Consider the following 21619-nt stretch of genomic DNA (forward strand, 5'->3'; position numbering starts at 1 on the left):
AAATTTTAAGTGTTGATTAAATTGATAATATGGTTTTAAACTATGCCAAATGTGTTTTTGTGTTTTTGTTTTTCAGTTTGATATTGACAATTCAGTTTTCTAATGCTCAGCAACAACCATTATTGTTAAGTGAAGCAATCCATTCCGGGTTAAATAATTATCAAACTATTAAAGCAAAGCAGCACTACTTAAAAGCTTCCAATTATTTATTACAAAATGTAAAAAATGATTACTTGCCTAATATTTTGGCAAGTATGCAGCAGAATTATGGAAGTATTAATGGTTTGTATGGGCCCGGTGCACCTTATGGCGCTTTTGGTGTTTCATCAGCAGGGCCTGTATTTAACAGCCAGCAATGGAATGCAGCTTTTGGATCATTGTATTTAATTTCTACTAACTGGGAGGCATTTACGTTTGGCAGAAAGCAATCCCGCATTGCAGCGGCTAATGCAGTGGTACAAACAGATTCTGCTGATGTTGAACAGGAAAAATTTGTGTTAAGTGTAAAAGTGGCAGGAGCATATTTTAATTTATTAACAGCACAGGGTTTGGTAATCGAAGCACAGGCAAACTTAAACCGGGCAGATACTTTTAGAACTGCCGTATTGGCAAGAACCTTGAATGGACTTAATCCCGGGGTTGATTCTTCTATTGCCAATTCAGAATATTCCAATGCATATTTAATTCTCATTGATGCTATCTCTAACAGGCAGCAGGCAGAAAGTACATTGGCACAATTACTCAATCAAAAACCTGAAACATTTTTCTTAGACACTTCTTTTTTTAATCGCATTCCTCAAAATTTTGTTTCATCATTTAATATTACTGCTAACCCACAAGTAAAATTTTTTGAAAGTAAAATTCGGCAAAGTGAAATGCAGGCAAATGCAATTAAGAAAAGCATCCTGCCCGGTATTAATCTTTTTGGTATTTTTCAAACAAGAGGTTCTGGTTTTGGCAGTCAGTACAGCGCTGCTTCGCCCAACAATTACTCAAAAAGTTTTTTTGATGGCATTACACCACTGCGCTCTAATTACATTGCCGGCTTATCGTTGGCATTTAATATCATGAGTATACCTAAGATAAAACAACAGGTGAATGCACAAAGAGAATTAACGGAGACATATAAACAGGAATATGATCAAACTTATACGCAATTGCAAGATGCTTTAATACTGGCAGATCAGCGTATTCAAAATACATTGCAAAGTTATCGAGAAGTACCTATTCAATTAAAAGCCGCACGTGATGCTTTTTTGCAAAAATCTGTACTATATGAAAATGGGTTAGCTACCATTATAGATTTGCAACAGGCATTGTATATTGTAAATAGGGCAGAAACGTCTGCAAAACTTGCATGTATTAATATATGGCAGGCACTCTTACTAAAAGCAGCCGCTTCGGGAGATTGGGATTTACTAATGCAGCAAATAAAATAATTTATATTAATGTATTTCAACTATTAAAGCATGAATTTAATTAGAACCGCATTAAGAAAACCCATTACTATTTTAGTACTGGTTGCCGGTTTATTCTTTTTTGGTATTAGGGCTATACGTACTATAAAAATTGATATTTTCCCAAATATTGATTTACCCGTTATTTATCTTTCTCATCCTTATGGTGGTTTTACTCCCGATCAAATGGAAGCTTACTTCGGTAAAAATTATGTAAACCTTTTATTGTATGTATCTGGTGTAAAAAGTATTGAAACAAAAAACATTCAAAGTTTAACCCTTATTAAATTAACGTTTTATGAGGGAACTAATATGGCTCAGGCGGCAGCTGAAGTAACTGCATTCAGTAATAGAGCACAAACCATTTTTCCACCCGGTACCAATCCACCTTTTATCATTCGATTTGATGCTTCTACCTTACCCGTAGGGCAATTGGTGTTAAGCAGTAAAACGCGCAGCAATAACGAGTTACAGGATTTAGCAAATGTTTATATCCGTTCAGGTTTCAGTTCAATTCCGGGGTTAGTATCACCGGCTCCATTTGGCGGTAATGCCCGCACCGTTGTAATAAAAGCAGATCCGGCATTAATGCGTGCCCATAATATTACACCCGATCAATTAGTGGCTGCGCTAAGGGTGAATAATCAGTCCATTCCATCCGGCAACGTGCGTATTGGAGATAAAAATTATTTTACACCCATCAATGCAACCATTAATACGGTCAAAGATTTTGAAGACATTCCTTTATACACCGGTACTGCAGAAAATATTTATGTAAAAGATGTGGCAACTGTAGAAGATGGGGCCGATGTTACGGTAGGATATGTTTTAGTAAATGGGAAACGTTCTGTTTATCTGCCCATCACAAAATCAGCCAGTGCCTCTACGTGGGAGGTGGTTCAAAATTTAAAAAAGGCATTGCCGCGATTCCAATCGTTATTGCCGGAAGATGTTCATTTAACGTACGAGTTTGATCAGTCAACTTATGTAATTAATTCCGTTAAAAACTTATTAAGTGAAGGCATTATTGGTGCAATTTTAACTGGTTTAATGGTGCTGTTATTTCTAGGTGATCCTCGTGGTGCACTGATTGTAATTTTAACTATACCCACCTGTATTATTTCAGGCGTATTATTTCTTTCGCTATTTCATCAAACCATTAATATCATGACTTTAAGTGGCCTGTCATTGGCCATTGGTATATTGGTAGATGAATCAACGGTTACCATAGAAAATATTCACCAGCATTTAAGTATGGGTAAACCGAAAGCATTGGCAGTATGGGATGCATGTCAGGAAATTGCATTTTCTAAATTACTCATCCTGTTTTGTATATTGGCAGTGTTTGCTCCGGCTTTTACCATGAATGGCATTCCCGGTTCTTTATTTTTACCACTTGCATTAGCCATTACATTTTCAATGGTTACTTCTTATATCATGTCACAAACACTAGTGCCGGTGTTAGCCAATTGGTTCATGAAAGATGATTACCGGCACAATGATTCAGCCAAGCGTACTTCATGGTTTAAAATAAAAAGAAAATCTGATGCAGAGCAGTTCAAAGCTGCTGCTATTACACCTGAGTCTGAACAAAATACCTGGCAGCAAAAAGAAATACTAGCTACCAGAGCAGATTTTAATAATGATGGAAAAATTACTCGATTTGATCGATTCAGACTTCAGTTTGTTCAGTTTTTAAATAGTTTGTTGCCTTATAAAAAATGGATTACTGCTGTATATATTGTTGTGTCTGTTGCATTAGCTGTTGGTTTATTTTCTTTGATTGGTAGAGATGTATTGCCCAAGGCAGATATTGGTCAGTTTCAGTTGCGTATTCGCGATGAAGATGGTACCCGTATTGAAAAAACAGAAAAAGATGTATTGACTACTTTAAATGTTTTGTATGATATTGTTGGCAAAGAGAATGTTTCTATTTCTTCTGCCATGATAGGTATTCACGGATCACAGTTTTCAACAAATCCTATATACTTATTTATGGCCGGTCCGCAGGAAGCAGTACTGCAAGTTGCATTTAAAGAAGGATATGCGCTTGATATGGATACATTAAAAGATGCCATTCGTAAAAGAATGTATATGGTATTGCCGCAGGTAAAACTTTCTTTTGAACCGATTGAGTTAACAGATAAAATATTAAGTCAAGGTTCACCTACGCCTATTGAAGTAAAAATAATCGGAAAAAATAAATTACAGAATGAAGTATTTGCACAGCGCGTTATACAAAAATTACAGCAAATACCTTATTTACGGGATGTACAATTAGATGAAGCGATTCATTATCCTGCTATTAATATTCATGTAGACAGGGTTAGAGCTGCACAGTTAGGTACCAATATCGCCGCAATTTCACGATCTTTTGTTGCTGCAACTTCATCTTCTCGGTTTACTGAAAAAAATGTTTGGATTGATCCCAAAACATCTTTAAGTTATTTGGTACAGGTAGAAATTCCGGAAAGTAAAATGTCATCAGTTTCCGACATCAATCAGATACCGTTAGTGCCCGGAAGTAACCGGCCTATGTTGGGCGATGTGGCAACAATTCATGAAGATTCCGTTTATGGGCAGGATGATGATATTGGTGCTATCTCTGCGCTTTCCGTTACCGCCAATATATTTAAAAAAGATTTAGGTACTGCGACACAGGATGTTGAAAATGCCATACAAGCACTCGGTAAACCACCCAGAGGTTTATATGTAGAAACACGCGGATTAAGTCAGGTGCTTACAGAAACATTAGACAGTTTGCAAGGCGGCTTAATTACAGCCATCATTGTCATCTTTCTAATGCTGGCTGCAAACTTTCAGTCATTTAAAGTTTCATTGGTTATTCTTTGTACTGTACCTGCTGTGTTGTTAGGCTCTCTTGCCATGTTATTGCTCACCGATTCTACTTTGAATTTGCAATCATATATGGGCATGATTATGTCCGTAGGTGTTTCTATATCCAATACTGTATTATTAGTTACCAATGCAGAGGCGTTACGAATAAAAAATGGGAATGCAGTATTGTCTGCTGTTGAGTCGGCTACTGTTCGTTTACGCCCAATTTTAATGACCACAGTTGCCATGGTAATGGGCATGTTGCCTATGGCAGCGGGTATTGGAGAAGCCGGAGCACAAGCAGCACCATTAGGCCGGGCCGTAATTGGTGGGTTAGTAGCATCTACTATTGTTGTGTTGTTAATATTGCCTTTGGTATTTGCATGGGTTCAAAATAAAACAACTACTGAATCTGTTTCGTTAGATCCACATGATAAAATGAGTAAACATTATATTCCTGAATTAGATCAAAATACACATGAAAATGATTTGTAAAAAATGGATGTACCTATTGCTTCTGCCCACACTTATTATTGTACAAAGTTGCCATGGTGGGCATTCTGCTAAAGATGCCGGCAATAAAAAAGATAGTAGTGTGGCCCTTACTGCAACACCAGCCTTTGTTGTGTACAAAGAAAAGCTGGATGGTTCATTAAAATTACCAGGAGAATTAATTGCTTTTCAGGAGGTGAATATCTATGCCAAAATTAACAGCTTTGTAAAAGATGTGTTGGTTGATGTAGGCAGTCAGGTAAAGGATGGTCAATTACTGGCAACCACAGAAGCGCCGGAAATTAATGCACAATTATTGGCTGCAGAATCTAAATTAAAATCTTTAGAGGCCATCTATATTGCCAGTGATGCAGCTTATAACAGATTATTAAAGACCAGTAGAACTCCTGGTACCATTTCTCCGAACGATTTAGATATTGCATTAGCCAAACAAAAATCTGATTATGCGCAATGGCAGGCAGCAAAAGCTTCGTACAGGGAAATTTTAGATACCAAAAAGTATTTAACCATTCAGGCACCATTTTCAGGTATGATTACTTTACGAAACGTCAATCCTGGATCGTATGTTGGCCCATCTGGTAAAGGCTCTGATTTACCTATGTTTGTATTGCAGGATAGAAACAAACTCAGGTTAGTAGTTTTAATACCCGAACAATTTTCCCGATATCTTTCTCAGGGAAGCAAAATTAATTTTACGGTAAAAGCCTATCCTGATATTATTTTTCATGCAACTATTAATCGGTTGGCCGGTGCATTAGATACCAAGCTTCGTTCACAGCGTATTGAAATGGATGTATACAATACCGATAAAAAATTATTACCGGGTATGATTGCGGATGTTAATATTCCTTTGAACACGAAAGATTCTAATCTGGTTGTTCCTAAAACTGCTGTTTTGTATGCCACTACCGGAACCTTTGTTTTATGTGTACATCAAAACAAGGTAAATTGGGTTCCTGTACAATTGGGAAATGAAAACAATAGTAAAATTGAAATATTTGGTAACATTTTGCCCGGCGATACACTTTTACAAAATGCCAATGAAGAAATTAGAGCGGGAAGCAGCTTACATCAATTTTTAATAACCAAATTGTAAATGGTAAAATTTAATTTAATGTGTTTAAATTGAATTAGAATGGGTTATAATTATTTTAGCTATCTTTATTGTAATTCAATGCTTATCTGTTTTGAAACTTTGCATAAAATATATGGTAAGCTTTCGTTTTATAATGATGGTGAAAGAAGAGCTGAAAAAACTGGGTTTAAAATATGTGATAGTTGAATTAGGAATGGTAAAAATTTTGGACGATATTTCAGAAGAGCAGCAAAAAATTTTAGAAGAAAATCATTATTGTCCGACAAAACTTAACTAAAAAATCGCTGTAATCCTTTGCTGTAAAGGATTACAGGCTAAAAAATGATTGTTTCAAAATTGGAGGGAATCCCCCATCTTTTGAAATCGGCTGAAATATGGTGCTGTAAAGGGTTTGAACTATTATTTTACAATTTTAGTAGGACAAAACAATGGTTTTTAATTACTATTGCTAATGAAGGCAATGTATTTCCCATCTGGCGACCAGGAAGGCGTATTGATGGTTCCCTGACCTCCATACACATAGGCTATTACTTTGGGTTGGCCGCCATTAACCGGCATTAATCTTAAATATACCTGTTTATAAAATGGGTGATCTGATGGATTTACATCCGGTTCAAACGAAATAAAAACAATCCATTTTCCATCCGGCGAAACATGCGGAAACCAATTGTTATAAATATCATTGGTTAATTGTACCTGTTCAGTGCCATCCGGTTTCATACGCCAAATTTGCATTCGGCCTGTTCTAACTGAATTAAAGTAAATGTACTTTCCACTGGGTGCATATTCCGGCCCATCGTCTAAACCCGGTGTATTGGTGAGTTTTATTTCTTTCCCGCCTTTGGCGGGAATTTTATATATATCAAATTCATTATTACGTTGACCGGTAAATGTTAACCATTTGCCATCTGGCGACCAGCCATGCAAATATGAAGGCCCTGTTGGTGTGATTAATTCAGGTTCACCGCCTGTTGAAGGTAATGTATATATGAGCGAAACACCTTGTTCATTATGGCTGCTGATACCAATCTTTTTTCCATCAAACGAAAGTACATGATCATTGTTATTGTAAATAATACTTCCGGTATTTAAAACTGTAGGCAGTTGAGTAATTAAATTGAAATGATACAACAGCCCATCCCCGTTGTAAATCAATGATTTTCCGTCTTTCATCCAATTTGGTGCCTGTATTGATTTGGGTGAATGATAAATTATTTTTCGTTTTCCGGCACTTACTTCCATTGTTTCCAGATTACTGCCTAAATATTCTTTATATGGAACAAGTAAAGCAGATGCCGGCTTAATGATTCTTACATTGTAAAACAAGGCTTTTTCAAGAATAGCAGGATTATGTGCACAAATAAATAAGCCAACATACACTTCTTTTGCTAAGTTTAGAAGAATAGTGTCACGAGTAAATACGTTGCCTTGTTTTGCTACAGACATAATGAACAGATTCCCTTTTCGTTCCAATTGAATGACATCTACGTTATAATTAGCAGATCTTTTCTCTTCTATATTTTCATTATTGTTTTTTCTAAATTGTAAGGAAGTTAGCCCATCTCCATGCAATGCCGCTGCCACCATGGCTGAAGTACTATCTAAAGTGTTACGCACCATCCATCCTGTTTTTCTATGCGCTTCCACACCTTTCCCTAAAAAGACTACATTGGTTCGTACAATAAAATCACCAGATATTTTTTTCCACAAAAAATGAAAACCATCATGGTTAAACCAAATATTACTCCCAGAACCTGTTACAATATATTCCTGTTGATCAGTTTTATAAATTGCATTTCCCGGCAAAGTATTGCCTACATCATTATTTCTTTCAAATATGCCTAAATGATTTGTTTGCGCCTTACTGTTTTGCAGCATAATGAATAGTACAAAGATGGTGATACATTTTTTCATATGGATTGAGTTGAACCTTCACAAAATATTGATTAGGATAAGGTTTGTTATTATAATGTTGCAATGCTATTGAATGCAAATTCCTCAATTAACAAACCTGTTTTTTAAAGTTAAGCAATTTTATTTTTGAATTACCTAATAGCTAATATTGTTTTGATTTTGGATAAAAAATATTGATTTCATTAAAAGCGTAAAAATATTTCGTAAATAGTTGTTTCGATGCGTTCATTTGTTTTTTATGGAAAAAATATGCTTACTGATGGAGCCATCCATTATCATTCATCCAATCAGAAAGCCGATAGGGCCAGTTTTTAAGTGTAATATATTCCGATCTTTTTCCCATATTAAATGCGTGGCTGCCAAATTGAAACAAATGTATTTCAACAGGTACTCCTGCCTTCCTGTGTAACATCATGAGTTGAACAATTGATTCAGAACAACAGGTATCACCATTCGATGCCAATAAAAAAGTAGGAGGTGCATTGTTGAGTACATATTTAGGTACTGCCAGTGGTCCGGGATAAATTAAAATTTGAAATGCCGGTCTGGCATAAAAAGAATCAATATGATCATGCTCAACAGTATGCCCTTCATTAAAATGATACGATAGCCATGCGGCTAATTCACCACCTGCTGAAAATCCCATTACGCCAAGTTTGGCTGTATCAATCTGTAACAGTTTGGCTTCACTTTTAATGAATCTGATTGCTCTGAAAATATCTTGTTTCGTATTTTCCATAGTGTATGGTGAACCAGCCTCTCTGAACAAACGATATTTTAAAACAAAAGCAGTTATACCCAAACTATTTAAATATACAGCTGCATCTTTTCCTTCTGCATTGTATACTAATGCAGAATGGCCACCACCTGGACAAATGATAACGGCTGTACCATTGGTCATATTTTTTGTAGGAAAGAATACAGTTAATGTTGGGTTGTTGATGTTTTTTACCCACCAGTCTTTGGCTTTTTCCGGCATGTTTTTTAATTGTTCAAAACCGGGAGCACCATTTTTCCATATTGGTATGATGGGATGGTCATCCTGTGCAATTATTTGTCCGAAGAATAAAGTAGTAAAGATAAAAACAATTGGTAAACGACTGTTTCCTGCATTCCAATATTTCATGGCTAATCAATTATTAAATGGAAATAAATTACCGGTATAGGCAATGAAAGTTAGCAAATTTTAAAAGAATAGCAGTAAGATTCTTCTTTTCAAAATTGTACTGAACATAGGTGTGCTGTTTTCCCCTTCTGTGAAATGAGATAATACAGTAAAAAATACGGCACTACTCAAAAAGAGTAATGCCGCATGGTAAACGCTATTCAGTATAACTGCTTCAATATATTTTGATAGTTTTAGTTGTCATGTTCGCTATTGCTATGCCCGTCATTACCATTCCCGCCTTTATCATATCCTTTGCCATTATTGTCGTGCCCATTATTCCTGTTATCATGATTGTTTCCTTTCCATTGATTGTGCATAGGATGGTCTTTGTTTTCAAAATATTTATTATCTCTGCTATCACGGATAATGGGTTGGTTGTGTACATCGCGGTATTGTGCATACCTGCTTCTGTATTCATTATCGTGTAAATAAGGCCTTGGATGATTAATGACAACTTTATACCCATTGTATAAATCATAATTTTGATAACGATAAGGTAAACTACGTGTAGTAACCCATCTGTTGTTTTCCTGATATGTATATTGCTGGTCGGCTACATTATAATATGCACCAATTTCGGGAAAATAATAATTTTCAGCATAATCATAACCGGTTGGCCCCCAAACATGTTGCGTGCCAATGTTAACATTAAGGCTAAACTGAGCCGATAATTGATTAAATGCTAAGGCACTTAACAAAAAGAAAATAACAATAAATTTCTTGTTCATGTTTTTGATTTTAATTGGAATCATACCAAAATATTGAATACTTTTTTAAGGTACTCCCCTGATATTTCTTAATTACGACTGATAGAAATGCAAATGCAATGATGATGCCATAAAAGTAAACAGAAACAATCTTTTACAGTTACACAGTTGGTTGTAAAATTTGTATATATCACGGGTGCTTACACAAATTGCTTTGCTATTGGAGATAATATAATTTAGTGTTGTATTTTGGTATTTAACAATGCATTTATTTTTTTTCATTTGTACGAAAAGCATTCCAGGTATTTTTGCTTTGTAAATATTTGCTAAGTAAGTGAAAAGTATAAATTGGTTTAGATTATTTGAGTTATTGTCATTTTACATTAACAATACTCCGGTAATTTTTCTACGCTCTTAGCCTTCCGAAGTTCAGGCATTGATGATAAATGCGTTTTGTTTTTCTGCAATTCAGGTCTAAAGCTAAGTTACAGAAAATTCTTTTAGTGATTAACTGGTTCATGTGTATCATTTTTATATCAGCCATCGAAAAACTTCCTCTTTGAGTCTGATGCACTGATAGATGATATGCTGCTTTGGCAACCGATACCACAGTCATGGCTATATTAAAATGTGTATGAAGCTTTTGTTCGTCTCTTGCCATACAATCTTCAAGACCTGTATGTTGTTTGCGTCTCTTATCAAAAACTCCACCTGGAACCGCAGCCCATAATACTTACACATCGTCATTGTATCCATTGTTGTATCAGTGCTGATAATAATTTCCGGCTTTTTATTGTCACAGTAGTAGATGAATGCAGCAAGTACCATTTGTTTTAACAGCTTACAATAAACAACACCAGCATACACTTTCATTTGTTCATCGCTATAGCGGCAAGCCAGTCTGCGCTTGTCTATGCTGGTGGTATCTATCTTACCATCATACAATTTCTTCCTTCCCCTGCCAGATTTTTGGGCACCTTTAAATACATACATCAGGTTAGAATCGCTACGGGCTTTGGTAATAATATGCAGCCCTTGTTCAAGTAACGGAGTTATAAATTCTTTTTTCATAAAATAGCCATCCACTGCCAGGTAGCAGGTTACCGAAAGTATATCGTTGATATGCTTTTCTATAACTTCCACATAATGATTCACCAATGCTTATCTTTTTGTTTTAATGTTTTGGGCGATGGTGTCTGTACTGCTTCTCCATGAAGGGCTGTACCGGCAGTTACATCAACAAAAGCAAGACAGCCTATCTCTATATCTTTTAATGCCCGCTGTCTTACGCCGCTCCAAAACATACCCAGTCCGTAAGTTTGCTTCCAGCTTTTCTTAATATAGGAAGGATCGAACACGGCTATTATTTCTTTGCCGCCATCTTTTCGAATGATTTTCTTTCGAACGATAAAAATATTTAAACATAAATTTACATATAAATCATCTTCAATTTTATTTCCAGATTACTGTTTATTTCAAAAGATGCTTTGCTGAATGTTGGTTTGTTTCCAAGACCTATTGATTGATAATTGGAAAACCCAATACCTTCTTTTGGTAAAATAAATCCTTTTTTAATTTTGCCGTTATTATCTTCATCATGCAAAATACTTACTGCGTATTTTCCTGCCGGCAAGTCTTCAAAGGTTACTGAGGATTTTTTATTATCTATTTTTCCAACAATCTTTTTATAGTACTTTTTATAATGTTCATCGGGGAATGCATCTTCACGGTTGTACAACGCAAATACCACAGAACCTCCATTATTTCTAAGATTACTTACTTCAACTGTTAATGAAAAGGTTGGATACTTATAATGTTCTTTAAAGGAAGAAAAAATAAAAAAAGAAAGAATTCCGGCGAGAATGACGAAGTTGTGAATGAATAATTTTTTCATGGAATGATTTTAAAAAATTAAAGTTTAAAGTTTATTGAGATGCTCCCTACTTCTATTGCATTACCTTCTTTAAAGTCTGATGTTCGCATTTTTTGTGTAATGGCCAAATCAAATTTTGGATGTTCATAGGCCGCTCCTGCTTCTGCAAATACATTTAGCCTCTCTATCTGATCTTTGTTTAAAATATATCCTTTATAATCTTTATGAGTTTTCGTAATAAACCCGCCTTGTAAAAGGGCATTGCTTAGTATCACTCTTACGGAAGGTTTCATAAATACATAAAATTGTGTTTTATGGTTCAACATGGTATTTTTTGCGTTATCTTTTACAAAACAATTATTGATCCTGCCCACTTTCATCATAAAACCTGCCCCCATGGCATTATACAAAGTGCCATTGAAAGTTTCGATATTGGTGGAGAATAATAATTTACCAGGCAGGTAAATCATTTCCTTTTCCAATCCAATGTTATAGTTTATAATAATGTCATTTGGAACCTGGTTGGCCCAGCCTTTGGGCCTGGTATAATGAATGAGGCTGTGTACCCATATTTGTGTTTCCTCTGCTAAACTCATGGGCCCCATTACTCCAATAAATATTTCGGATGAAATCTTTAATTTATTAGTATAATCAAAAGACTTCAATGAATGTATGGCAACTAAAGCTCCTGCGTAGGGCCTGTCACCATATTGAATATCTGCTATATCAATTCTAGATGGTGTAAACATATATTGCGCTACACTCCAGCTATAAAGATTCTTATCGTTAGAAATTTTTAACAATAATGAAGAAGGAAACCTTGTTTTCTCTTTTTTAAAAAAATAATCTATCCTTAATCCATTGGTAAAATACCTGTCGGTACCATCTCCTCGAAAATTTAAAAAATCATTGTCGAATGAAATTTTTAATGAATGATTTTTCATGTTATCCTGGGCAAATAAAGTATCACCAAAAGTCATAATTAAAAAGATGCATATTAATTTCCATCTTTTCATATCTGCTGTTTTTTCAGATTGTAATTATCAATAGCAATTCATGAATGATTCAGTGTAAACCTTCTTCATGATGTATTAATTAAGGTTTGCATAGACATTATTACTATTATTTTCTGTTCCATTTTTCCTTTGTTCTATCCACAAAATAATAAACCACCGGCACTATATAAACAGTTAGAACAAGTGAAGACAATAAACCACCTATTATTACCCATGCCAAACCATTTTTCCATTCGCTGGCACTTCCTTTAGCTATAGCAATAGGAAGCATACCAATCACCATGGCGAACGTGGTCATTAATATAGGCCGCATTCTTGTTTTGCCTGCTTCTATTAAAGCATCTTTATAATACATTCCTTTTTCTTTAAGCTGGTTGGTAAAGTCCACAATCAATATGGCATTTTTTGTTACCAAGCCCATCAGCATAATCAATCCTAATAAGGAGAAAAGGCTTAATTGATTCATTGATAAATTGAGTGCCAAAAATGCACCAATAATAGCTACCGGAATAGAAAACAATACCACAAAGGGATACACAAAGCTATCATACAGTGCCACCATAATGAGGTAAATTAATATGAATGAAATGAGCAGTACTGAACCTAAGGCACCAAAACTATCGTTCTGTCTTTTTATATCTCCACCCCATGCCATTTCAATACCAACAGGTAGTGGATTTTTTTTCAAGTAACTCACTACGTCATCTGCTACGGTGCCGGAAGGGCGTCCCAAAGCATTTGCAGTAATAGTAACAGAGGGCTGCCGATCTTTTCTTTCTAATAACGATGGGGCATTTTGCTGAACAATATTGGCAAATTGTTCTACTTTTACCGGTATTCCCTGTGGATTGATGATGTTTAATGTTTTGATATTTTCAAAGTTTTTTCTGTCCAGATTATCTAGCCAAATTCGAACAGGATATTCAGTACCATCCTGTGTTAGAGTAGCATCTTCATTTCCGGTATAAGCCGTTCTTAAATTTAAACCTACATAACCCGTAGTTAAACCTAACCGTTGCATTTTATCTTTGTCGGGTATTACCTGATATTCCGGGCTTCCTTCTTCTACCGATAACTTTACATTGTCTGCACCCGGTATTTTCTCAAGTGCAGTTTTTAAATTGTTGCCCGATTGCATTACGGTTTTTAAATCATTACCACTCAATGTAATTTCTATTGGAGCCGAACGCGGAATAAGGCCTAATGCAGCCATGGAGAAATTGATGCCTGGATAGCTGTTTTGTAAAGCGCCTCGCAATCTTATCATGAAGGCTTCTGTAGATTCACCCCCTCTTTCTTTGGGGTCTTTTAACTGAACCGTAAATTCGGTTTTATTGACTGCACCCACACCAAGGCTGCCAATACCTGTACTCGGGCCACCTATATTACTAAAAACCGTGGCTACTTCCGGTTGTGCAATAATAAAGTCTTCAATTTTTCTGGAAACAATATTGTTTTGCTGAAGTGCTGTAGTTTTATCAAATTCTAAATACAAGCTAAACTTACCCTGATCTCCGGTTGCAATTAATTCTTTGCCAATAATACTCTGTTTCAGTATTACGCCTGTAAATACAAACAACAAAATAATAATACCAACGGTAATGAGTTTGTGATTTAATACCCATACCAGCTGCTTGCCATACCACTGTATAAAATTATCTATTTGCTTTTCAAACCAAAGTAAAAAACGATTGAAGAAGTTGGTTGGCTTCATATCTTCTGCTTTGCCTATTCTTGATGCTAACCAGGGTGTTAGGGTAAAGCCTACTAACAGACTGGTTAATGTAGAGGTTATTACTACAATTGAAAATTGCTTGAGCATATCTGCTACGAAAACCTGCAAGAACAAGATGGGAAGAAATACCACTACATCTACTAATGTGATTGACATTGCAGAAAAACCAATTTCCATTCTTCCTTCCAGTGCAGCTTCTCTCTTATTTTTCTTCATGTCTAAATGCCGCTGAATATTTTCTAAAACAACTGTAGCGTCATCTACCAGGATACCTATGATTAATGACATGGCCAATAAGGTCATTAGGTTCAAAGTGTAGTTCAACAACCACATTACTGCAAATGCCGTAACCAATGAGGTAGGAATGGCAACAATAACAATGAGTGCATTGCGGTAACTGCGCAAAAACAATAGCATAACAACCGATACAAGAATTACGGCAAGGCTTAAATCAAACACAACTGAATTAACTGCTTCAATGGTATTGTTGGTGCTGTCATCTGCAATGGCAAATTGAACATTTGCTGCTTTGTTTTGCTGTTCTATGGTTTTAAGTTTGGCATGAATGGCTTTCGATACATCTACTGCATTGGCATCACCTTGTTTTTTTATTAATAATCCAATGCCATTTTTACCATTATATCGGTTAACAGAGGTAATTTCTTTAATGCCATCTGTAACTGTGGCTACATCTTTTACATAAACAGGATTGCCTGGAGAAGGCATGGTAATTTGTACATTTTTAATATTTTGTATATGTGAAAATTTGCCAATTACCCGAACCGAATTACTAAGTGCATGTGTTTGAACCCTTCCAGCAGGAATATCTAACCCTGAATGATTAATGGCCTCCACTACCTGCAGCAAGGATACTTTGTACAGTTTTAATTTATCCTGATCTGCTTTAACTTGTATTTCACGTTCTTCTCCACCTAATATCGAAATATCTGCAACACCTTTTATTTGTTGAATTTGAGGCAAATAATCATCTTTCATTTTTTGATAAAATACGGTAGCGGGTAAATTACTGGTAGCGCTGATTTGCATAATGGGTAAATCGTTAGGAGATACCTTGCTCATTTCCGGACTTTGTACATCTTGTGGTAAATCTTTTCGGATATTATCAATATATCTTTGCGCATCCTGCATGGTATTGTCTAAATTTGTACCATATTTCAGGTTAACAATTACAACAGATGCATTGGGTAATGATTTGGTAATCATATAATCTACCCCTTCAAGGTTAGAAAGGGCATCTTCAATTTTTTTTGAAACAGATGTTTCTACTTCTTCCGGCTCTGCACCCGGGTACATCGTTTTTATCACTACTACCGGCTGATTAAAATCGGGCATGAGTTCATAACTCAGATTTTTAAAACCAATGATGCCTAATAGTGTAAATAGCCCAAATAACACAATAATCAGTGATGGGCGTTTTATGGATATTTCTGTTATGTTCATGATCAATTACGAATTAAAAATTACGAATTGCAATTCTTTATAATGATTTTTTTTGTAAGAATGAACAGATTTTAGCTGCAATACTTAAAAAAGGTTTCAAATGCACGATGGGTTAAATACTTTGTTTCATATTTATTGAACTGCTTTATTGGTAAATACCTTCTCTTGCTTGTTTATTTGCAATTCTCTACAGGTTAAAAAAACTATTATCAACAACACTACAACAGCTGCTTTCCGGCATTAATAGTTGTTTCGACAAAACAATTTTTTGCAGATCATCAATTATACTTTTATATAAATTCATTATTCTGCTTTCGGTGGCAAATAATTTTTCCTGAATCATATAATTATTATTTATTTTATTTATTAATTCGTAATTCTCAATTTTTAATGATGAATTGAAACATTTGCTCCTTCATACAGGTTAATGAGTCCACTTGTAATAACGATATCTCCGGGGATTAAACCATTAGCAACAATAATTTGGTTATTGTTTCTGGAAGCAATAACGATATTTTGAAGAACTACCTTGCCATTTTTAACTACATAAACCTGCGGTTGAATATCAGAACCAACAACTGCATTACCCGGAATAACAATGGCAGGTTGTGGGAAAGCATTGTTGATGTAAACTTTTCCAAACATGCCCGCTTTTATTTTAAAATCAGGCGTATTATTCAATGTAAACTGAACCGGATATAAATTGCCGACTCCACTTTTACTACCAATAAGGGTAACCTTACCTGATAGGTTTAATTCAGGAAATATATCTGCCTGAATGGGGTAGGTATTGTTGGTTTTAAAAAATGGTAAATCATTTTCAGGAACATTAATGGTAAATTTTAATCGTGAAAGGTCTGTGATTTGTAGTAAAGGCATACCCGGTGCAGCAAATGCTCCAATTTCATTGAACTTCATGGTAACAATTCCATTGAATGGGGCTCTGATGGTTGTCTTTGCTATCTGTTCCAAAAGAGTGTTGCGTTGTATTTTGGCAGATTGTAAGGCCAATTGTACTTTTTCTAATTGTATGCCCTGAATGGCATCGGCATTTGAGAGGATGCCATATCTTTTAGCATCGTCTTCCAATCCTTTTATTTGCACTTCTACTGTTTGTAATTGCAATTGTAGTAGCGCATTATCTAATTGAACAACGGGCTGCCATTTTTGTACATAACTTCCCTCATGTACTTCAATGGTATTGATTTTACCCTGCAGCTCAGAACTGATTTTTGAATCCATAAAAGCATCAAAATTTCCGGTATAACTCTTTTTGATGTCTTCCTTAGTCAGATGCACTGTATCTGCCAGTACCAGAATTGGCTGTTCTTTATTATAATGATAGATCTTAGCTTCCGCAGTTTTTTTATTACTCATTAATTTGGCAATTACAATGGCTGTAATGGCAAGAAGCGTAATGGCATAAAGTATTTTTTTCATTTTTAAAAGATTATTTATTTAGAAGGTTTCCGGTTAGTTTTTTGTTTTCTAATTCTGCCCTGCTTATAGCAATGAGTGCATCTATATAATTTTTTTGTGCCTCTCTCACAGCATTATCTGCCTGTAATACATCTGTTAATGTGGCTATACCTTCTTTTTTTTGAAGCAGGGTATTGGTGTAAATATTTTGTGCAAGATTGATTTGTTGTTGAATGGTAACAAGATTCCTTTTGGCAATATTTAACTGGTAAACGTTATTCTCTTTATCTACTTCATTTTTGTCTTTTATCATGGCCAATTTTGTATTGGCTTTTTCAATTTCAATTTCCTTACCCTTAATTTTTTTCTTAACACTATTACCAGTATATAAAGGCAGTATAGCCTGCACTCCGGCATACCCTAAAGGATAAAATTTTATAAAATCATTTGCGCCAGTATTGGCGAATCCGGTAGTGCCATAAAATCCGTTCAAATTGATGATGGGAAGTTTAGATTTTTGCAGTGTGTTTTTTTCTGACTGTAAAAAATTTATTTGCTTTTCTGCTAATTTAACTTCAGTAAGTGCATCATCTTTTTGATGACTGTTTGTGTTACTGTGCGTATGAGGCATTATATTGATATTTTTTTCCGGTGGAAATCCAATTAAAAACTTTAAAATATTAATTACCTGTTGGTATTGGCTTTCAACTGTTTCTTTTTGTGTTTGTAATTGGGCCAACTGTAAATTAATTTTTTGTACATCGGTACCCGTAGCCATTTTTTGCTGATATAGCAATTGCATGATACTTAATAAGTTCTTACTATTTACAATATTGCTGTCAGTAAAGGATAGTTGGCTTAATAAGACTTGCGCATTGTAATACACATTCGATACTTCCATAACAATATCTTCCTGCGACTTTATTTTTTGAAGAACGGCTATTTCAGTGCCGGTTTCTATAGTAGAAATGGTAGCTTTTAATGCCGGATTGTACAGCGGATAGCTAAGTTGAACATTGGCATTGATATTGTTCGGCACACCGAATTGTGCTTCTTTATAAGTACCGGCCGGGCCGCCAAATACGCCTGCAGGTAGCAACTGATAAGGAAGGTTTATATAATAACGGTAGTCGATAACAGTATTTATTTTTGGCAGTAAGTTTGATTTAGCTTCTTCAACTTTAGCATCGGTCTGTTTTATATCATAGGCTGCTATTCTTACAGTATAATTATTTTGGATGGCAGAATCAATACATTGCTGAAGACTAAGTACCTGACTGAAGCTTTGTGCCGATAGCATCTCCATTAGTAATATGAATAAAAATTTTTTCATGATAGTATTATTTAAGTGAATATTCACTAACTTTATTTTAAAAATTTTTTTTACTTTATAATTAATAAATTACTGTACTCTATGGCTGCTACCCAATGTTTCACCATTGGTTCTATGTTGTTATAGTCACCCGGTAACAGTATTGTTCTGATACCTTTTCCATTTTCAAAAACTGCTTTACCTGTAATGCAAACTAATAAGGCGGGCACTTTACTCACATGCGCTTTTAATTGTTCATTTTGAAAAATCTGCAAAGCAGTAACAACTCCTTCCTTGCCTTTAAAAAGTGAGATAGCACTAACTGCTTTTTCTTCCGGATGTAATTGCTGAATGTTCATTTAGTATTTTTTTAATTTTTGTTCATGGTAACCACCAATAACCCTCTTATTTCGTTAATGGCATATCCCGTTGCTTTATCGTTTGGATATAGTTGATTGATTTCTTTTAAAGTGTTTGCATTAATGTCTGTTCCTTTTTTTCCATGGCATTGCATACATAATGCATTGGTTACAATAGAGTAGTACCCAACCATTTTACCATTTAATTCAACGAGTTTTGGTTGGGGTGTTATTCCTTTTGCTATGTTCATTTTCAATAATTCAATCTGTTCTCTTTCACTTTCATTGGCTTTGTTGGCAGGATTTCAGTTTTTGTCGGAAACTCTTTTAAGTTCAGCATTTAATATTTTTGACATACTATCTGTATTAGGATATGCTTGTGTATTACAGAACTGTATGGCATAGGCAACACCTCCCTTGTTGATTGCATCTGCAAGATTTCTTGCCAGCACCAACTGCGCTTCTGCTGCAATTTTCTTTCCAATAGCAGTATAATTGGGCCTGCTTTTTATATGTATTGCTGTATCGCCTGTTTCAATTGTATTGTTGGATTCCTCCACATGTTTTTCATTGTTCATACAACCAATCAGAAATAACAAAGCTATTGCAATATAAATATGTTTATTTTTCATATATATAATTTTTCTTGTTTAAGAAATAAGCAAACGCTGCAAATAAAAGTGTTACAATGATTCTGAAAATCAACGCACCGATAGTTTTTGTTTTATAAATACCACCGGTATTGATGTATATCAATAATCCGATCAATGCAATAAACAAAACAATTGCTGCAATTATGATTAGTGGTATAGTCCATTTTTTTGATTGAAAAAAACCGTAAGCAGCTAACAGATAAAGTACACTACTAATGAAGTTAGACCATACTACAAACAAAACATAATTACCTTCCATTGCTCTAATACCGAATAAATCAAAAATCACAGAGATGCTAAGAAATAAAGTTAGCAAACCAAATCCGGTTAGCATAATGGTAAATACATAAAAAAGATATGTTTTCATTTCTTTTTAATTAAAGTAAGAATAGATTGTAACATATTATCGCCATTCCTTTTTATATCGAATTGAAAATCTGCAATACGCCATTTAAACATTTGTAGCCGAAAAGTACCCATTACAATGTGCATCAATTCTTCAGTTGTAATAGCATTGGTAAAAATCCCTTTTTGCTGTCCTTCCATTATAACAGGCATCAAATGTTTCATTTTTACCTGCATTATTTTAGAGATAGCTTCATTGATAGCTTCACTTTCTTCCATTAGCCCATCTGAAAATACTGCCACTACGAAGTGAGGATTTTTCTTGAAAAATAAAAACTGGCTTTGAAACAACGCTATGAATTTTTCTTCAGGCTTTTGTGTTGATAGAATCACTTTGCTTAAACGTTCATCCATATTCTCCGCAAGATATTCAAGCATGGCAATGATGATTGCTTCCTTGCTGGCAAAATGGCGATAGATGGCACTTTCGGAAAATTGCATTTCCTTAGCCAGATTTTTAATGGTTAGTCCGCTTACACCGGAATTTGATAATATTCTGCCTGCAGCTTCTATGGTTTCTTTTTGTCTGTCTGAAATTTTTTCTGCTAACATTTTATACCGCTTTTATGATTTTCATTTTTATAAAAAGAGATTCCAATCCAGATTACAGAGGCTGTCATAGCAATAGCGCCTATTAATATCAAAGCCGGAGGCAAGCCCAGATATTACTTCAGATAAAATACCAATTGGCATGAGCAATCCTGTTAAAGCAAACCAGGAGATGACTTTAACATTTTGAAGTTGTTTGCTAAAGTGGAGTAATAAATAACCGATAAGAATATTTAGGAACGCAAACAGATTGCCGTGAACATGGGCCAATCTTGTTTCAAAATGCTTTCCTATACTATATGATGAATTCACACACTCTACTTTACCCGGTGCGAAGTCCCTTAAATAAATCAAGAGAAAACTGTATGCCATAAAAAATCCCATTACAAAAAAATCGATGGCTATGTTATTTTTTCCGTTCATGATTTAAATTTTAGTTTGTGAATATTCACTTACAAAAATAATAAAAAATTTGAAATATCCAATTTTATTTTAAATGTGTAGCATGGGACTTTTGTGGGTAGGAAATGTTTTCCTTACAGACCTGCTATTTGATTAGAATTCAGATCATTAAATCATGACGTCATCAATAGATTGTAAAAAAAGCAGCAGGTGTTATTTCAGTTGTAGATTGCTTTTATATAATTATATATTACATATGGGTAACAACAAAATGCAAGCATCATTTTTGTAGTAAGTCAGCTGATTTTACGATAAAAGCAACAAAAAAATGATTGAGCCTGAATTTTATTTGAAATAATAACGGTAAACATCCAAATGTTTATCAATTTTATCAAATGTGTTTTTTGCTAAAGTAGTATCTGTAATTGAAATTAATGTGTTGCTTTCATTGATAAGTGGTTCTAACCAGTGGTGCAGGGCTTCATGTTCCGGCCCCGACATTCTGCATTCCTGTATCATTTTGTTTAATCCATTCGTCAAATCTTTGCATAGTATTTGATATTCTTTTAAGATGGATTGGGTAATATTTTAATAGGATTAGGTAGAATAAACGCGAAGGGATTTTAGATAATTGTAAGGATGTGGAATTTGATTCATCAATCTTTCCACTACATCATTAAATAGCCACTTACGCATATTCCTTTTATTAAATCGATATTCATATTCATCACTATAAGCAAAC

At 34.8% G+C, this 21619-nt stretch carries 20 protein-coding genes and 1 pseudogene; 4 read left to right on the forward strand and 17 right to left on the reverse strand.

The genetic code is table 11. The annotated features are described in order from the left end of the window. The first annotated feature begins 29 nt into the window (after positions 1-29). The 4 genes from EO766_RS13190 to EO766_RS13205 all read left to right on the forward strand — a co-directional run bounded on the left by EO766_RS13190 (position 30) and on the right by EO766_RS13205 (position 6181). Positions 30-1439 carry a TolC family protein gene (locus EO766_RS13190; protein WP_287101285.1) on the forward strand — a complete coding sequence of 470 codons (1410 nt, stop codon included), beginning with the start codon at positions 30-32 and terminating at the stop codon, positions 1437-1439. A 30-nt stretch (positions 1440-1469) separates the two neighbouring features. Continuing rightward, positions 1470-4790, forward strand: coding sequence for an efflux RND transporter permease subunit (locus EO766_RS13195; RefSeq protein ID WP_287101287.1), 3321 nt, complete (start codon positions 1470-1472; stop codon positions 4788-4790). After that, positions 4780-5904, forward strand: a complete 1125-nt coding sequence (locus EO766_RS13200) for an efflux RND transporter periplasmic adaptor subunit (RefSeq protein ID WP_143439432.1) — start codon at positions 4780-4782, stop codon at positions 5902-5904. The genes EO766_RS13195 and EO766_RS13200 overlap by 11 nt, the downstream gene beginning before the upstream one ends. A 133-nt stretch (positions 5905-6037) precedes the next feature. Next, entirely contained in the window at positions 6038-6181 is a 144-nt protein-coding gene (locus tag EO766_RS13205) for a hypothetical protein (protein WP_179853765.1), read from the forward strand. Between the two features lie 158 nt (positions 6182-6339). Here EO766_RS13205 and EO766_RS13210 read toward each other — a convergent pair whose 3' ends face one another. The 17 genes and pseudogenes from EO766_RS13210 to EO766_RS13290 form a co-directional block, all read right to left on the reverse strand. Beyond that, on the reverse strand, positions 6340-7818 hold the full coding sequence (locus EO766_RS13210) for a TolB family protein (protein WP_074420331.1): 1479 nt from the start codon (positions 7816-7818) through the stop codon (positions 6340-6342). A gap of 253 nt (positions 7819-8071) precedes the next feature. Next, entirely contained in the window at positions 8072-8944 is an 873-nt protein-coding gene (locus EO766_RS13215; protein ID WP_074420330.1) for an alpha/beta hydrolase, read from the reverse strand. 233 nt (positions 8945-9177) lie between these two features. Beyond that, a complete protein-coding gene (locus EO766_RS13220) occupies positions 9178-9714 on the reverse strand; it encodes a hypothetical protein (protein WP_074420334.1) in 537 nt (178 codons plus the stop codon). Positions 9715-10311: 597 nt separating this feature from the next. After that, positions 10312-10851, reverse strand: coding sequence for a hypothetical protein (locus EO766_RS13225; RefSeq protein WP_143439431.1), 540 nt, complete (start codon positions 10849-10851; stop codon positions 10312-10314). Continuing rightward, the gene (locus EO766_RS13230; RefSeq protein ID WP_143439430.1) at positions 10845-11051 is read right to left on the reverse strand and encodes a hypothetical protein; all 207 of its coding nucleotides are present in this window, start codon (positions 11049-11051) and stop codon (positions 10845-10847) included. Before EO766_RS13230 ends, EO766_RS13225 begins: the two co-directional genes overlap by 7 nt. A gap of 71 nt (positions 11052-11122) precedes the next feature. Beyond that, a complete protein-coding gene (locus tag EO766_RS13235; protein WP_081301316.1) occupies positions 11123-11587 on the reverse strand; it encodes a DUF2141 domain-containing protein in 465 nt (154 codons plus the stop codon). 17 nt (positions 11588-11604) lie between these two features. Beyond that, positions 11605-12582: a lipid A deacylase LpxR family protein gene (locus tag EO766_RS13240; protein WP_081301315.1), complete on the reverse strand. Its 978-nt coding sequence runs from the start codon at positions 12580-12582 to the stop codon at positions 11605-11607. A gap of 106 nt (positions 12583-12688) precedes the next feature. Beyond that, positions 12689-15778: an efflux RND transporter permease subunit gene (locus EO766_RS13245; RefSeq protein ID WP_074420327.1), complete on the reverse strand. Its 3090-nt coding sequence runs from the start codon at positions 15776-15778 to the stop codon at positions 12689-12691. Positions 15779-16165: 387 nt separating this feature from the next. After that, positions 16166-17218: an efflux RND transporter periplasmic adaptor subunit gene (locus tag EO766_RS13250; RefSeq protein WP_074420326.1), complete on the reverse strand. Its 1053-nt coding sequence runs from the start codon at positions 17216-17218 to the stop codon at positions 16166-16168. Between the two features lie 10 nt (positions 17219-17228). Then, entirely contained in the window at positions 17229-18530 is a 1302-nt protein-coding gene (locus EO766_RS13255) for a TolC family protein (RefSeq protein WP_143439429.1), read from the reverse strand. Between the two features lie 50 nt (positions 18531-18580). Next, positions 18581-18868, reverse strand: a complete 288-nt coding sequence (locus tag EO766_RS13260) for a cupin domain-containing protein (RefSeq protein WP_074420324.1) — start codon at positions 18866-18868, stop codon at positions 18581-18583. 11 nt (positions 18869-18879) lie between these two features. Further along, positions 18880-19161, reverse strand: a pseudogene (locus EO766_RS13265) (c-type heme family protein); the annotation flags it as partial. Positions 19162-19173: 12 nt separating this feature from the next. Next, positions 19174-19500, reverse strand: coding sequence for a hypothetical protein (locus EO766_RS13270; RefSeq protein ID WP_074420322.1), 327 nt, complete (start codon positions 19498-19500; stop codon positions 19174-19176). Further along, on the reverse strand, positions 19490-19888 hold the full coding sequence (locus tag EO766_RS13275) for a hypothetical protein (protein ID WP_074420321.1): 399 nt from the start codon (positions 19886-19888) through the stop codon (positions 19490-19492). The genes EO766_RS13270 and EO766_RS13275 overlap by 11 nt, the downstream gene beginning before the upstream one ends. After that, on the reverse strand, positions 19885-20478 hold the full coding sequence (locus EO766_RS13280) for a TetR/AcrR family transcriptional regulator (RefSeq protein ID WP_074420320.1): 594 nt from the start codon (positions 20476-20478) through the stop codon (positions 19885-19887). Before EO766_RS13280 ends, EO766_RS13275 begins: the two co-directional genes overlap by 4 nt. A gap of 27 nt (positions 20479-20505) precedes the next feature. After that, positions 20506-20898 carry a hypothetical protein gene (locus EO766_RS13285; RefSeq protein ID WP_218330938.1) on the reverse strand — a complete coding sequence of 131 codons (393 nt, stop codon included), beginning with the start codon at positions 20896-20898 and terminating at the stop codon, positions 20506-20508. Positions 20899-21222: 324 nt separating this feature from the next. Next, positions 21223-21396, reverse strand: a complete 174-nt coding sequence (locus EO766_RS13290; protein WP_179853764.1) for a hypothetical protein — start codon at positions 21394-21396, stop codon at positions 21223-21225. Positions 21397-21619 lie beyond the last annotated feature (223 nt).

Source organism: Hydrotalea sp. AMD, assembly GCF_004100315.1.
GTDB classification, from domain to species: Bacteria; Bacteroidota; Bacteroidia; order Chitinophagales; family Chitinophagaceae; genus Hydrotalea; species Hydrotalea flava.